Origin of the sequence: Streptomyces sp. NBC_01268 (assembly GCF_036240795.1) — a bacterium.
Classification (GTDB): domain Bacteria; phylum Actinomycetota; class Actinomycetes; order Streptomycetales; family Streptomycetaceae; genus Streptomyces.
In genome coordinates this window covers 6,386,812-6,402,422 of sequence record NZ_CP108454.1, presented here as the reverse complement: position 1 = coordinate 6,402,422, position 15,611 = coordinate 6,386,812, and the positions used below count along the sequence as shown (strand labels likewise).

Here is a 15,611-nt window from a genome sequence, read left to right as displayed (position 1 = left end):
GCGGCACCCGCGCCGGCGGTCGTGCGACTGGCCGGGCGGCACCCGGGACGGCACCGCCGCCGTCCCGCCCGAAGGTCCCGCCCCGGCGCGGACCCAGGTCCCCGGAGCCCCGGGCGACCGCCTCTGTATCCAGATTTATGAGTCCGTAAGGTTGCGACCAGGACGCCCCACCGCCCGCCCCGAGCCCGAACGGAAGCCCCGCCGTGTTCGAAGTCCCAGGCCCCGCCTCCTGGCGCGTCGCGCTGCCCCACACGACGGCAGCCGTGCCGATCGCCCGCGCGCTCGTCCGGACCGCCCTCGCCGACATCGAGGGCGGCCGGATCGGCGCCGCCGACCGGGACACGGCCGAGCTGCTGACGGCCGAGCTGGTGGCGAACGCCGTCGAGCACACCGCGGGCGACGGCCCCATCGAGCTGGTCGTGGAGCTGCTCCCGGGCCCCGGCGGCTGTCAGATAGAGGTGCACGACGGGCGGCCCGCCGCCCCCGGCGAGCTGGTCGGCCCGGCGCCCGGAACACCGGTCGACCCCTGGCAGGAGCACGGACGCGGGCTGCTGCTGATCCGCGCGCTCAGCAGCGACTGCGGGCACCGCCCCACCGCGCACGGCAAGGCGGTCTGGTTCACGCTCCCGGCCGTGCCGGCGCAGCGGCGCCGGGGTCCGGGGTCGTGACCAGCCGCGACCTGCGGCGCCCGTACACGGCGTAGACCACGGCGCCGACAGCGAGGAAGACCACGAACTGCACCCAGGTCGCCCAGCCGGTGCCCCAGATCAGATAGCAGCAGAATCCGACGCCGAGGATCGGGCTGAGCGGGTACAGGGGGACCCGGAAGGAGCGCGGCAGCTCGGGGTTGCGGCGGCGCAGCGCGATCACCGCGATGTTCACCACGACCATGATCGCGAGGGTGCCGATCGTGGTCAGGTTGACCACGACGTCGAGCGAGGCGAACGCCGCCGGGACCGCGAAGACGCAGGCCACGATCCAGGTGTTGGCCACCGGGGTCGCGCTCTTGGGAGAGACCCGTTCGAAGACCCGGGGCACCAGGCCGTCGCGGGACATCGACATGAGGATGCGGGTCTGTCCGTACATCACCGTGAGGACCACGGAGGCGATGGCGACGACCGCGCCGAAGGCGACGATCCCGCCGCCGACGGTCGAGCCGGTCACCTGGTTCACGACGAGCGAGAGCGCGGCCGGCTTGTCGGCGACGGCGTCGGCGCCGAGCGCCCCGATCGCGGAGAGCGCGACGGCGCAGTACAGCAGGGTGACGAGACCGATGCAGATGAGGATGGCCAGCGGGATGTTGCGCCGCGGGTTCTTCACCTCCTCGCCGGCCGTCGTGATGGCGTCGAAGCCGATGTACGAGAAGAAGGCGACGGAGGCGCCCGCGGTGATCCCGGCGGTGCCGTGGGTGGCGAACGGGGAGAGGTTGCCGTCCTGGAAGGCGCTGAAGCCGATCGCGCAGAAGAGGACCAGGATCCCGATCTTGAGCACCGCCATGGCGGCGGTCGCCCGGGCGCTCTCGCGCACCCCGCGGACCAGCAGCGTCGCCGCGAGCAGGATGACGATCACGGCGGGCAGGTTGACCACCCCGCCGTCGGCGGGCCCGGCGGAGAGCGCGGCGGGCAGCTGATGGCCGGTCAGGCTGTCGAGCAGTTCGTTCAGGTACTGGCTCCAGCCGACCGCGACCGCGGAGACGGAGATGCCGTACTCCAGGAGCAGGCACCAGCCGACGAGGAAGGCGACGCGCTCGCCGAGACTCGCGTACGCGAAGGAGTACGAGGAGCCGGACACCGGGATCGCGCTGCCCAGCTCCGCGAAGGAGAAGGCGGTGAAGACGCAGGTGACCGCGGCGAGCACGAAGGAGACCACCACCGCGGGCCCGGCCTCGGCGACGCTGTCGGAGAGCCCGACGAAGATGCCGGTGCCGACGATGGCGCCGATGCCGAAGCAGACGAGCTGGAAGAGGCCCATCGTGCGCTTGAGGCCGTGGCCTTCGAGGTCGGCACCGGACTCGGCGATCAGCTGGTGCGGGGACTTGATCCGCCGGGCGGACGGGGACATGCGGTGGTTCTCATCTCTGGTCGGGCAGACGCGAGGGGGGTCCGGGCGTGTATGCCCGAACCCCCCTGAAGGATGCGATAGTAGTCCGTACCGCGCATGTTCACCCCATCGGGTGCAATTCCATGCACGGCCCGGGGCGGCGTCTGCACCCTGGGCGCCGCCCGAGCCCTACGCGGTCGGCTCGGCCGCCGGGTCGCCCATGGTGGCGACCATGACCGCCTTGATCGTGTGCATCCGGTTCTCCGCCTCGTCGAAGACGACCGAGTGCGCCGACTCGAAGACCTCGTCGGAGACCTCCAGCTCGGTCAGCCCGTGCCGGGCGTGGATGTCACGGCCGACGGCGGTGCCGAGGTCGTGGAAGGCGGGCAGGCAGTGCAGGAACCTGACGTCCGGGTTGCCGGTGGCGCGCAGCACGTCCATGGTCACGGCGTACGGGGAGAGCGCGGCGATCCGCTCGTCCCAGACCTCCTTCGGCTCCCCCATCGACACCCACACGTCGGTGGCGACGAAGTCGGCTCCGCGCACGCCCTCGGCGACGTCCTCGGTGAGGGTGATCCGGGCCCCGCTCCCCTCGGCGAGCCGCCGCGCCTCGGCGACGAAGCCCTCGGCCGGCCAGTACTCCTTCGGGGCCACGATCCGGACGTCCATGCCGAGCAGGGCGCCGGTGACGAGGTAGGAGTTGCCCATGTTGAAGCGGGCGTCGCCGAGGTAGGCGAAGGCGATGCCGGTCAGCGGCTTGTCGCAGTGCTCGGTCATGGTGAGCACGTCGGCCAGCATCTGGGTCGGGTGCCAGTCGTCGGTGAGACCGTTGAAGACGGGCACGCCGGCGAAGGCGGCCAGCTCCTCGACGGCCTCCTGGCTGTCGCCCCGGTACTCGATCCCGTCGAACATCCGGCCGAGCACCCGCGCGGTGTCCTTGACCGACTCCTTGTGCCCGATCTGGGATCCGGCGGGGTCCAGGTAGGTGGTGGCGGCGCCCTGGTCGGCGGCGGCGATCTCGAAGGCGCAGCGGGTGCGGGTCGAGGTCTTCTCGAAGATCAGGGCGACGTTCCGGCCCTTCAGCCGCTGGACCTCGGTGCCCGCCTTCTTCGCCGCCTTGAGCTCGGCGGCGAGCGCGATCAGGCCGCGGAACTCCTCGGCGGTGAAGTCCAGCTCCTTGACGAAGTGGCGGCCGGTGAGGTCGGTGGCCATGAGGCGCTCCTGGGATGGGTCGGGCGGGATCGCGAGGGATCGACGAGGACAGCACGGACCGGCGCGGATCAACTCGATCAGCTCGATCGGCACGGTCCAGCACGGATCAGGACCCTGGAAGTGTATACATAATTCAGAATTCTTATACAGCCCCCCCCTCCTCTCTATACCGCCTCCCTCTCCACCGGACAGCTCATGCACCGCGGGCCGCCCCTCCCCCGGCCCAGCTCGCTGCCCGGAATCTCGATCACCTCGATGCCCTGCTTGCGCAGATGCGTGTTGGTGGTGACGTTCCGCTCGTACGCCACGACCACGCCCGGCTCCACCGCGAGCACGTTGCACCCGTCGTCCCACTGCTCGCGCTCCGCCGCGTGCACGTCCTGGGTCGCCGTGAGCACCCGGACGTCCTGGAGGCCGAGCGCCGCGGCGATGGCGCTGTGCATCTGCTCCGGCGGATGGTCCGTCACCCGCAGGGACCGCCCGTCGTCGCCCGGCTCGATCGTGTACGAGCGTAGATTGCCGAGCCCCGCGTACTGGGTGAAGGTGTCCTGGTCCACCATCGTCATCACCGTGTCCAGGTGCATGAACGCCCGGCGCTTCGGCATGTCCAGCGCGATGATCGTGCGCGCCGAGCCCGCCGCGAACAGGCCGCGGGCCAGCATCTCGACGGCCTGCGGGGTGGTGCGCTCGCTCATGCCGATGAGGACCGCGCCGTTGCCGATGACCAGGACGTCACCGCCCTCGATCGTCGACGGGTAGTCGGCCTGCCCTTCCGACCAGTGGTGGAAACTGCCCGCCTCGGCGCCGTTGAACAGCGGGTGGTGCTTGTAGATCGCCTCGAAGTGGACGGTCTCGCGCTGCCGGGCCGGCCAGCGCATCGCGTTGATCGAGACCCCGTCGTAGATCCAGGCCGAGGTGTCCCGGGTGAAGAGGTGGTTCGGCAGCGGGCCGAGCACGAAGTCGTCCAGATCCAGGGCGTGGAAGCGGACCGAGGTCGGTTCGCGGTGGCCGGCCAGGAACTCCCGCTTCGTCATCCCGCCGACCAGCGCGTCCACCAGGGTGGCGGCGTCGAGCGAGTCGAAGGCCGCGCGCAGGTGGTCGGTGGCGAGCGGACCGTACTCCTTCTCGTCGAAGACCCGGTCCAGGACCAGGGCGCGCGCCGCCGGGAGCTCCAGGGCCTCCCGCAGGAGGTCCCCGAAGAGGTGCACCTCGACACCCCGGTCGCGCAGCACGTCGGCGAAACCGTCGTGCTCCTGCCGGGCCCGGCGCACCCACAGCACGTCGTCGAAGAGGAGGGCGTCCTTGTTGGTGGGGGTGAGCCGCTTCAGCTCCAGATCGGGGCGGTGCAGGATGACGCGGCGCAGCCGCCCGGTCTCGGAATCGACATGGAATCCCATGGCCCCATCCTGACGGAGCGGGACGGCTCGCGCGTGGTTCTCAGCGCGTCAGGAACGACGCGAAGATGACGATGATCAGCAGGACGAGGACCGCACCGAGCACACCGACCACGACCCGGCCGTCCTTGGAGGGGGCGGAGAGGGCGGAGGGGTCGGGGCTCGGGGCTCGCGGGTCGGGGGCCGGCGGGGCGAAGGTCGGCGGGTCGAAGGTCGGCGGGACTCGGCTCGGCGGGACTCGGCTCGGCGGGACGTGCCCTGGCGGGACCTGGCCCGGCGGGACCTGACCCGGCGGGACGCTGCCGTCCGGCGCGGACCTTGCTTGGCCGGGGGCCGCCGGGGGACGGCTCGTCGAGGCGGGGCGGCCCGTCCGCGTGGGGTGCGTCGAGGCGTGGCTCGTCGGGGCGGCGGCACCGGGCCCGCCGGTGGGCGGCGCCGGCCGGTCCGGACCCGCGGGGCGGGACTCCGGCGGCGCCGAGGGTGGCCGCCCCGGGTCCGGCGGACGGTCGCGCTCGGCGGGCCGCTGGGTGCCGAGGGCCAGACCGCGCAGGACGGACCCCGGCAGCCCCGACCGCTCGTCCCGCACGATCTTGCGGAAGGCCGCCCAGGCCGCCGGGTGCGGACTCGTACGGAACCGGGCGAGCAGCTCCGCGAGCTCGTCGACCGCGGCCTCGGCGTTCCGGCCGCCGCTGCCGCTCTTCGTGCCGCCCAGCACCGGACCCACGGCCCAGCGGTGCAGGGCGGCCGCGTCGGCGGCCCGCTCGGCGGGCTCGACGTGGTCGGCGGGGTGGGTGCGGTAGACGAAGTACGCCTCGGCGAGGACCAGATCGCGCAGCTCGTGGCGGAGCCGCCGGTTCCAGGAGGGGAGGCGGTGCGCGGTCTCCTGGACGAGGACGGTGGTGAGGCGGTGCGGCAGTCCGCGGTCGCGGAGCACGGCGAGCAGGTCCGCGTCCGAGGCCTCGCGCGCGGCGGCCTGCGCCTGCCCGACGTTCTCCGCCCGGTCCAGCCGCCCGCCGAGCCCGCCCTCCTTCGGAACCGGCCCCCTCCGCCGCCGCATCCGCCGCCCCAGCTTCGCGGGCCCGGCCCAGGGGGAGGCGGCGGGGTCGGCGGGTCGGGCGCCTTCCGAGGCGCGAGGGGGGTACGAGGGGGGCGCGACGTCCGAGCCCGCCTCGGGCTCGCCCTTGGGCCGAGTCGCCTCGGGGGTACGGGAGGCCTCAGGGGTAGGGGAGGCCTCGGAGTCCCGAGAGGACGCGGCACCCCAGGGCGGTTGCGCGCCGCGAGGCGCGCCGGCGCCACGGGGCGAGTCGGCGGCCCAGGGCGGGTCTGCTGCCCAGGGCGGGTCTGCTGCCCAGGGCGTTGCGTCGGTACGGGGTGGCTCGGCCCCGCGCGTGGACTCGGCGCCCCGGGCACGTTCGTTGCCCCAGGGCGAATCGCCCGCCCGCGGCGATTCATCCGCCCGAGGGGGCTCGCCACCTCCAGGCGAGTCCGTGCCACGAGGCGAGTCCGTGCCGCGCGGCGGCTGGGAACCCCGAGGGCTCTCGGTCCCCTGGGGCGACTCGGCGCCCCGGGGCGACTCGGCCCCCCGACGAGACTCGCCAGGCCGACCGGACTCGGCACCCCGAGCACCCTCGGACCCCTGAGACGATTCGGACCCCCGAGGTGACTCGCTCCCCCAGGGCGACTCCGCGCCGCGAGGCGATCCCGCCCCGCGAGGTGATTCAGCCCCGCGAGGCGGCTCCGCCTCGCGAGGCCGCTCCGTCCCGCGCCGAGCCGCGTCCGTCCCCCAAGGGGACTCCGCTCCCCGAGGTGACTCGCTCCCCCAAGGAGACTCCGCCCCCCGGCCCCGCTCCTCGCCCCGCGCACTCTCACCCCGCGCGTTCTCCGCCCGCGCGTTCTCCGCCCCCCGCTCGCCCGCCGACCCTCGACGCGGCGCCGGCCGGGTCGGGTAGCGGCGGTCGAGGTGGGCGGCGGCCGTCTGGGCCGTGGGGAGGAGGGGGGTGCCGGGGCGGGGGTGGAAGCGTTCGAGGGCGCCGCTGACGTCGAACTCTCGGTTGTCGCCCTCTTCGAGGCCTCGCAGGTGGTGTTCGACGAGGCGGGCCGCCACCGACTCCGCCGCGTCGCCGACGCGTTCGCGGGGGTCGGAGCGGCGGCGGTCGGTGTTGCGGGCGGCGGCGCCCGCCCAGCGGCTGACGAACACGAAGCGCAGTCCGGGGAGTTCGGCCGTGTCGTGGCTGGCGAAGGTCCAGCTGCGGTGGATGCGGCCGAACATGCTCTGCAGGCCCCACAGGACCGGAAGCGCGGTGTCGCCCCGCTCGTCCAGGAAAGTGAAGCGGTCCTCCGGGTGGCGGATCAACTCGGCAGCCACGCCGACGAGTTCCTCGGCGACGTCCGGGATCCGCGCGTCGAGCGCGAACTGTCCCTCGCCGACGACCGAGAGGAGCGCCGCCTCCCACACCGTGGGCAGCTCGCCCCGCACCTCGGCGAGCGCCAGGTCGGCGCCCTCCCAGGTCCAGCCGTGCAGCCCCAGGCAGGTGGCGGCCGACAGGACCTCGGGCGAGCCGACGAGGGCGTGGCAGAGCGCGGAGGCGCCTCCGCCGGGGTCGGTCCAGGGGAGGCGGCGGATCAGCACCGCATCGCCGCCCCGGCGCTGGAGCCGGATCAGCGCGGGTCTGGTCTCGTCCCCGCTGGCCCGCAGCAGCGACCCGGCACCGTGGAACAGGCCCTCCGCGTCCGTGCGCGAGCCCGACCAGGCGACGGGCCCGAAACCGGTGGTGCCGGAGACGTTCTCGCTGTCCCAGCGGAAGACGATCTGGTCGAACTCGTCGGGGTTGCGCGCCATCAGCCTCTCCCTCGAAGCAGCCCGCACGCGGCGAAGACGGACAGCAGCGGCGCCAGGACCCGCCGCGGCCGGGCCCCGTGCGGAAAGCGGTCGCCGCGCGCCTGGCCTCCGGTGGCGGCGACGAAGTGCAGGGTGCAGTGGGCGTGGTCGTCGAAGGGCCGCAGCCAGGCGGGGCTGGCGTGGTGGTCCAGGAAGGCGTACGCGTCCCGGCTCTCGGCCCTGGTCTGCTCCTGGTCGTACCGCTCGGGCAGCGCCCGTCCGAGCCAGCGGTCGACGGCCGGTTCGAAGCGCATCAGGTCGCTCTTGTTGACCGCGATCGCGGCGGGCGCGGGGAGGAGGCCGTGCGACGGGCGGTCCAGCTTGTTGAGGACGGTGGTGAACGCCTCGTCGCCGAGGTCGCGGCGGGGCAGCCCGTACCGTTCGCGCAGCGGGTCGAGGGCCGGCATGCGCAGGGCGCGCAGCGGGTCGACGACGAACACGAAGGCGTCCACGCCCATCAGGAATCGGGTCACCACCCCGTCCTGGGCGAGGTCCTCGCCCGCGAGGTCGAAGAAGACGACGGGGCGCGGGGCGCGGCCGGGGGCGGAGACGAGCAGTCCGTCGGCGAAGTGGGCGAAGGTCTGCTGTCCGGTGCGGCCCAGCTGTCTTCCCTGCTGGAGGCTCTGCACGCGTTCGCGCAGATAGGCGCGGTGCGCCTCGGGGTTGAGGGGCAGCGCCTTCAGGCCGTACGGCTCCAGGCCGCCGAGCTCGACCTCCCCGAGCATGGCGGCCATCAGGTGGGTCTTGCCGACGGCGGAGCTGCCGACGAAGGCGATGGACAGCGGCTCGCCGTTGGTGAGGTAGGGGACGGGCAGTTCGTGGGCCTCGTCCCCGTCGGCGTGCGGGCAGAGGTGGTAGGCGGTGCGCAGCGCGTCCTTGATGTGGGCGGGGCGGTGCTCACCGCTGAGGTCGAGCGGGATGCGGGTGCCCTTGGCGTCGATGGTGACGAGGAGGTTCTCGTCGTAGTGGACGGGCAGCAGGCAGTACGGGCAGGTCCGCGGGGGTGGTTCGACGGGCGGGGGCGGCGCGGCGGCGGCCCGGTCGTCCTCCCGGTTGCCCCTCGGGAACCAGCTCTTGCGCGGCGGGGCGGGTTCGAACCTCTCGTTGCGCCGCTCCCGTTCCTCCGCCTCCTCCCGCGCCGCCCGCAGGAGGCCCTCCTTGCGGGCGAGTTCGGCGTCGTACCGTTCGCGGCCGTGGTCGAGCGGGTCGGCGGTGTCGACGGAGTCGGCGAGCGGGTCGCGCAGGCGGAGCAGGCGCAGCAGTTCGGCGGGGGACGGCCGGGCGGCGGCCACCGGGCCGAACAGGCCGCTCTGGGCGAGCGCGGTGAGCCGGCGGTACTCGCCGAGGTCGGCGGGCGGCCCGTCGGCCCGGTCGGCGAGCCCGGGCGGTCCGGGGTGTCCGGAGAGCAGGTAGTAGGCGATCCGGGCGAGCGACCACAGGTCGTCGCGGGTGTCGGCGCCGCCGCGGCCCGCGCGCTGTTCGGGCGAGGCCCACGGGGAGGTGCCGAAGGGTTCGCGGGGTTCGCCGGTGCGCTGCGCCGCGTGCGGCTCGCTCAGCCGGATGTGGCCGCCGGTCCACCGTACGGTCTCGGGGGTGAGGGCCCGGTGGACGAGGCCCGCCTCGCCGAGCAGCCGTACGGCGACGGCGAGCTGGCCGACGATCTTCTGCTGTTCCTCGCCGCCGAGGCGGGGCAGGCACTCGGCGAGCGGGGTGCCCGGCGAGGATCGGTAGAGCACGAAGGGTTCGGCGCAGTCGAGGTCGAAGCCGACGATCCGGGTGAAGAGTTCGGCGAACTTCTCCCCTTCGTAACGGCGTTCGACGGCGACCGCGGCGGCGACCTCCCGTTCGAGCAGGGCGTACGCGCGGGGGTCGCCCTGTGCGGAGCGCGGCAGCCGGAACTGGACGACGGGCCAGCCGTCGCCCATGGAGAGCTGCCGCATCAGCAGGTGGGGCCGGGCGGGTGCCCGTCTCTCCTCGCCGAGGCGTACGGCGATGCGGATCTGCTCCTGCCGGTGGGTGAGGAACTCCAGCTCCTCCAGGGGCCCCTGCCCCGGTGCGGATTCCGCCTCGGTCATGGCGCTCCGCCCTCCTCTTCCCTCACGGTGCGCACCACGTCCGCACGCAGTGGTACGAGACGCAGGACGCCCGCGTGCCGGCCGGAGTCCGTCCACACCACGTCCTCGACGGCGCCCCGCCAGATGTCGTCGCCGGTCGTCCCGCGCCGCATGGTCTCGGGCACGAACCGCACGCGGCGCACCGCGCCCGGCTCGTGGGTGAGCAGCCGCAGGTGTTCGGGGCCGCACAGCGGGACGGTCAGGGCGGGGTCGTCGTCGGCGGCGGCGATCAGCCGGGCGACCGCCTCCGGGGCGACGCCCGTGAGCCGGGCGGCGTCGGGCCGCTCGCCCCGGTCCCGGCCGGGCGGCGGGGACGCGGCGGCGTCGCGTTCGAGGCGCGTCCGGGTCTCGTCGAGCAGCTCGTTCATCTGCCGGTCGAGCGGGGCCCGGCCCGCGTTGCCCGGGTCGCGTTCGATCCCGGCCCAGCAGGTGTCGAGCAGGGTCACGACCCCCTCGACGAGGTCCCCGTTGAGGGTGTCCACGAGCGCGGGGCCGCCGTCCCCGTACCGCCGCTCCAGCCACTTCGGGGCGGGCGCGGGCGGTGTGGGCGCCGTCGGGGGCGCGGGGGCGGTGGCGGGGTGCGGGTCGTCGCCGCCGAACCGGGGGTCGCCGGGCCAGGCGCCGCCGGACGTGCCCCCGCCCGGCCAGGAGCCGTGGTCGGCGCCGTACCCGGCGCCGTCCGCCGAGTCGTCCCAGTCCCAGCCGGTCGGCTCGCCCCGGCGGGCTCCGGCCGCCGGCGTCGTGGCGCCGGTCTCCGGGGCGGGCGTCTCCCACCCGTACGGGTCGCGGTCCTCCTTCCCGCCGTGCGCCTGCGCCGTCGCCGCGAGGCCCTTGAGGAGCCGGGCGACCGCCCCGGCCCCGTCGGAGCAGTGGTGGCGCACGTCGGCGAAGAGCCAGTCGTGCACGGCGGTGGTGACGACCAGGGCCTGGATCTCCTTGAGGACCCGGCCCGCCCCTTCCGGGTCCGCCCGGTCCCACCAGTCGTCCACGCCCCGGGTCCAGTCGCGCAGCGCGAGCAGCACGACCGCGATCGTGGCCACGGCGAAGGCCGGGGCGCCCACCCACAGCGGCAGGCCGAGCCAGCTGCCGGCGCCCGCCCCGGCGAGCCCGCCGGCCAGGCCGCCGAAGAGGCGGGGCACGGTGCCGGTGCTGCCGCCGCCGTCGAGGCGCCCGTCGGGCGAGCGGTTGGGGCGGCGGCGTCCCATCCGCTGGGCCAGGAGGGCGGCGAGCAGCCCGACGGCGGGGCCGAGGGCCCAGCCGACGCCCGTCCACAGTCCCGCGATCGCGGCGAGGAGTCCGGTCACGGCCACGGCGGAAGGCGCCGGGCCGCCGGTGAGGAAGGGGTGCCGCGCGGTGAGCCGGTCCAGTTGCGCGGGGCCGCAGATCGCGTCGAGGCGGGAGAGCCGGGCGGCGCTGCCCGCCGGGGCGGTGCGGGCCGCCAGGGCGGTGAGCCGGGCGGCGACCGAGCGCAGCGGCAGCCGGCGGCCGATCAGCTCGTGGGTGTGGTCGCGCAGCGCGGGGACGATGCCGGTACGGGTGATCTCCCGCGGCATCTCGGGGAGTTGGACGCCGCGGTCGCGCAGCAGCCCGCGCTCCTCGATGGTCGGCCGGGTGCCGCCGGCGAGGGCGAAGGCGTCGGCGACGGTGTTCCGGAACCGGACGAGGGCCTGGGCGAGGCGTTCGAGGTCGCCGGGCAGGTCGGCGTCCCGGCCGGCGGCGCCGAACAGCCCGGCGGCGCCGCGCACCCGGGCGTGGCCCTCGATCGCCTCGTCGAGGGCGTCCTCGCAGGCGCTGAGCTGGGCCCCGGCCCTCCCGTGGGCGGGCAGCCAGGCGTGCCCGGCGAGCGAGCGCGGCACCGACTCGTCGAGCAGCAGGGCCAGTTCGCCGGGGACGGGGCCGATGGAGGCGGGCGTGGGGACGTCGGGCCCGGTGAGTGCCTCGATCGCCTGGCGCCAGGCCCGTGCACGGGCCTCGTCGGTCAGGTCGTGTTCCAGGATGCGTACGGAGGGGACGGCGACGCCGTTCACGATGCGGCCGAGGCCCCGGAGCACGGCGTCGAACACCTCGGGAGTGGCGAGCACGTCGACGAGCGGGCGCAGGGCGCCCGCGTCGGGGCCGCGGAAGTCGTCGAGCAGCCACAGCACCCCGGCGGGCGGGGGCCCCAGGGTGAGGGTGCGGCGCAGGGTCCGCTCCCCCGGGGCGCCGACGGCCAGGCAGACGATCTGGGCGGGTCCGTAGGAGGAGAGGCGCTCGTAGAGGCGCTGGTGGGCGATGAGCCGGTCGGCGTCGTCGACGACGAGGAAGCGGCGCTCGCCGACGGGCTGCGGGGCGGCGAGCGCCCGGTACACGGCCGCCTCCGCGTCGGCGTCTGCGTGGCTGGGGGCGTACCCGCCGGCCCGCAGGTCGAGCAGGACGGCGTGGCCCGGGACGGGCTGGTCCAAGGTGGTGCGGTCGCTCACTCCTCCTCACCGTCCAGTTCCCAGGGGTAGCCGGCGTCCTCGGGCTCGGGGCGGTGGGACGGCGCGGCGGACGGTTCGCGGGCGGGCGCCACCGGATCGGGCGCCCGCGGCTCCGGCGGGTCGGCGGGCCACGGTGCCCTCGACTCGCGCGGGTCGTGGCGGTCGCGCGCGTCGTACGGGTCGCGCGCGTCGTACCGGTCGCGCCGCTCGCGCGGGTCGTGCCGGTCGCGCGCGTCGGCGGCCCTGGGTGCCGGGGGCCAGGGGGGCTCGGACTCCCGGTCCGCGGCGCGCCCGCCGCCCTCGCCGGTCCAGCTCTGCTCCCGGCCCGGCGCGTGGCGTTCGAACAGGGCCCTCAGGCTGGGCCGGGTGGCACGGCTCGCGCCGGCGAAGCGCATGTGGAGGGCGCCCGGGAAGGTCACCGTCCAGAAGTGGCGCAGCGGGGCCAGCCATTCGGCGTCCTCGTCCCCGTACTCGGCGGCCAGTTCGTCGAGGAGCACCCGCTGACGAGGAGCGACCTTCTCCACGAAGTGGGTGAAGAGCGGCGCGGGCGGCGCCGGGGTGTGGGCGAGCCCCCTGGGCAGGGCGCGCATCAGGCGTTCGCAGAACTCCTCGATGATCTGCCCCTCGTCGAGCAGGGCCCACCGCTCGTACGCGCGCAGCAGTCCGGCCCAGCTGGACAGGGCGCCGTCGAAGCCCTCCAGGCGCAGCGACATGGTCGCGGACTCGCCTTCCTGGAGGCGGATGCGGACCAGGTCGGGCGAGTCGGGGTGGCCCTCGACGTGGATGTTCCCGTTCCACATGGCGTTCAGCAGCCGGTGCAGGATCCGCTGCCGGTCCTCCTCGGTGGAGACCAGCCAGTCGTCCTGGTAGCCGAGGCGCTGGCGCCAGTGCAGGAAGTCGTCCTGGCCCGCCGAGTCGCGCGCCTCGGCCCAGAGGGTGAGGACGCCCCGGACCTCGGAGATGTCCGTGAGGTTCATGCCGCTGCGGAAGAGGACGACGGTGATGGAGTCGGTGTCGACCGCCCGGTACTCCTGGGTGGCGCGCGGCGGCAGGTTGAGCTCCTGGCGCAGGTATCCGCTGGCCCGCCCGTCGGACTCGCTCGCCGGGTGCACGATGAGGATCTTCAGCGGGCCGCCGCCGTCCGGGGTGAAGCCGACCGGGAGCAGTCCGGCGAGCGCCGAGCGGAACTGGCCGAGCCAGCGGGCGTCGACCCGGGACTCGGCGGACTCGTCACCGGCCGCCGCCCGCAGCAGCAGCTCCATGGAGGGCAGCAGGGGGCGGTCGAAGCGGTCGTCGTCGGCCTCGCCGAACAGCTTCTTGACCCGCCGCTCGACGACCTGCTTGATCTCCTTGACGGCGGCGCCGGGCGAACGGCGCACGGCGTCGAGGGCGCGCCGCCAGTCCTCGGGGCGGACCAGCTCTTCGAGCAGGCCGGCGGCGTCGGTGTTCTCGGGCAGGCCCTCGCTCTTCACCAGGCGGTCGAGGACGTCGTCGTAGAAGGCGCGCAGGCTGTTCTGCGGGGGCAGCAGGTAGGAGATGCCGGTGCGGTCGTCGCGGTAGAGCTCGCGGCGGCGGTCGGCGAACTGCTTGCCCTCGTCCTGCTCGTGGGCGCGCAGCACCTTGGCGAGTTCGCCGAGCTCGCCGAGGATCCGCAGCAGCGGGGGCCGCCACTGGGAGTCGCCGGCCTTCCAGGCCCGGTGCCACAGGGTACGGGCCCGCCACTGGTACCAGGTCTCCTGGCGGGCGAGCGCGTCCTGCACGTCGGGGTCGCCCCAGCGGGCCGGGACGAGACCGCCCGCGCCGCGCTTGATGTGCGGGATGACGGGGGCCGAGGTCTGGATGTCCGGGGGCCGTTCGGGGTCGTTGCGCCGGTTGTCGAGCATGCCGGTGAAGCCGACGGAGGCGACCCGGTCGGCGTGGCCCGGCAGCCCGTTGAGAACGGCTTCGAGGCGGAACGGGCTGATCACGCCGAGGAGTTCGCGGGCTGCGGTGCCGGGTTTGAAGTCCTCGGTGAGCCGGGGCACCTCGCGGGCGAGCTCGGCCTCCAGGCGGCGCAGCGAGTCCTCCATGTCGCCGAGCCGGTCCCGCAGGGCCTGGGTGATGGCCCGGCTGCCCTTGGGCAACTGCTCGGGCGCGGGGACGTCGGGGGCCTCGCGGCTCCACAGGCGCCCGACGCCGGAGCGGGTGAACATGTCCTGGACGAGCTGCTTGTCCTCGCGGCCGCCGCGCCGGGCCCGCTCGCCGAGGCCGCGGACCGCCTGGGCCAGCAGCCGGGCGGCGACGATCTCGGCGAGGTCGTCGACGGGCACGGTGAGGGAGGCGGCGAGGCTGGTGGACATGCCGCGGTAGCCGATGCCGGTACGGGCGGGGGTGGAGCGCTCGACGCTCTTGTTGATGAAGCTGGCGGCGAAGGACTGGTAGTCGTCCTCGGCGCGGCTCGCGGAGCCGCTCTCCTCGCTCAGTTCGGTGCCGATGAGGGACAGCACCATCGCGGTGATGGAGCGGCGCAGGTCCTCGGTGCCGATGACGGCCGGCTTGGAGAAGAGGAAGGCCGTCTGCACCGTGGAGGGGCGCAGGGACACCACGCCGTCGCCGGGGTAGTGGACGCTGATCCGGCCCCGCTGTTCGACATCGCCGACCTCGTCGAGGGCGTCCGGCACGTTCTGGTCGTCGACCAGGCGCGACAGGTCCACGAGGGCGCGGGCGGAGTTGAGTTCGGCCTCGCGTCCGCCGCCCGCCTCCGGCGGGAACGCGGAGGGCATGACGACCAGCGGGTAGATCTTCACGCCGGGGACCTTGGAGCGCCGGAACTCGTGCCCGATGAGGTGGATGAAGTCGTAGAAGATGCCTGCGCCGGTGCCGCCCGCGACGGAGAAGGCGACGAAGACGTCGCAGCCGCGGATCCGGCCGCCGCCGACCTGCTGGAGGTCGCCGGCCGAGTTGCCGATGGCCCCGATGGCCTCGCGCAGTTGCCGCAGGACGGGTTCGAGGCCCGTGCGCATCGTCGCGAAGAGCGCGGCCCGCCCGACGGTGGGCAGCTGTCCCGCGCCGTTGTGCAGGGGCGCCACCCGCGGCTGGCGGGCCTGCGGCGGCAGCCAGAGCCGGGTCTCCTCGTGCAGGGCGACCCGCAGCATGCGGGTGACCTCCGGGGAGGAGTCGTAGTCGGTGGGCAGCAGGTCGCGGACCATGCGGGAGGTGCGGGCGTAGGCGGCGCCCTCGGCTCCCTTGGCGCGGAACTGCGGCTGCCGCAGCAGCTCGGACTCGCTGAAGTCGGCGTACACGAACTGCAGGCAGTCGGGCAGCTGGAAGGGCAGTCGGCGCCCTCCGTCGACGAGCGCGGTGCCGTCGGGCCCGCACAGTTCGCGCCGCAGGCTGCGTTCCAGTTCGCTGCCGATGCGCCCGCCGGTGCCGCCTAGCCCGACGAACAGCATGGGCTGGTAGATCTTCATGTCGTCTCCCTGAAGGACCCTGAGGACCCCGTGGTTCGGTGGGTGGGGGTGTCGCTCGTCGGGGC

General features: G+C 74.7%; 8 protein-coding genes. 1 reads left to right on the top strand and 7 read right to left on the bottom strand.

The features are described 5' to 3' along the window. Window positions 1-203 precede the first annotated feature (203 nt). On the top strand, window positions 204-668 hold the full coding sequence (locus tag OG309_RS28740) for an ATP-binding protein (protein ID WP_329425121.1): 465 nt from the start codon (window positions 204-206) through the stop codon (window positions 666-668). Here the strand turns inward: OG309_RS28740 and OG309_RS28735 are convergent. From OG309_RS28735 to OG309_RS28705, 7 genes are all read right to left on the bottom strand, one after another. After that, window positions 619-2,061, bottom strand: coding sequence for an amino acid permease (locus OG309_RS28735; RefSeq protein ID WP_329425120.1), 1,443 nt, complete (start codon window positions 2,059-2,061; stop codon window positions 619-621). The two genes, OG309_RS28740 and OG309_RS28735, sit on opposite strands and share 50 nt — an antisense overlap. Before the next feature lie 168 nt (window positions 2,062-2,229). After that, the gene (gene argF / locus OG309_RS28730; RefSeq protein WP_329425119.1) at window positions 2,230-3,252 is read right to left on the bottom strand and encodes an ornithine carbamoyltransferase; all 1,023 of its coding nucleotides are present in this window, start codon (window positions 3,250-3,252) and stop codon (window positions 2,230-2,232) included. Between the two features lie 164 nt (window positions 3,253-3,416). After that, window positions 3,417-4,649 (bottom strand): arginine deiminase, encoded by a 1,233-nt coding sequence (locus tag OG309_RS28725; protein WP_329425118.1) that lies wholly within the window; start codon window positions 4,647-4,649, stop codon window positions 3,417-3,419. A 40-nt stretch (window positions 4,650-4,689) separates the two neighbouring features. Beyond that, entirely contained in the window at window positions 4,690-7,485 is a 2,796-nt protein-coding gene (locus OG309_RS28720; protein ID WP_329425116.1) for a hypothetical protein, read from the bottom strand. Beyond that, window positions 7,485-9,599, bottom strand: a complete 2,115-nt coding sequence (locus tag OG309_RS28715; protein ID WP_329425114.1) for a hypothetical protein — start codon at window positions 9,597-9,599, stop codon at window positions 7,485-7,487. The genes OG309_RS28720 and OG309_RS28715 overlap by 1 nt, the downstream gene beginning before the upstream one ends. Then, on the bottom strand, window positions 9,596-12,097 hold the full coding sequence (locus tag OG309_RS28710) for a hypothetical protein (protein ID WP_329425112.1): 2,502 nt from the start codon (window positions 12,095-12,097) through the stop codon (window positions 9,596-9,598). The genes OG309_RS28715 and OG309_RS28710 overlap by 4 nt, the downstream gene beginning before the upstream one ends. Next, on the bottom strand, window positions 12,094-15,546 hold the full coding sequence (locus OG309_RS28705; RefSeq protein WP_329425110.1) for a tubulin-like doman-containing protein: 3,453 nt from the start codon (window positions 15,544-15,546) through the stop codon (window positions 12,094-12,096). The genes OG309_RS28710 and OG309_RS28705 overlap by 4 nt, the downstream gene beginning before the upstream one ends. Window positions 15,547-15,611 lie beyond the last annotated feature (65 nt).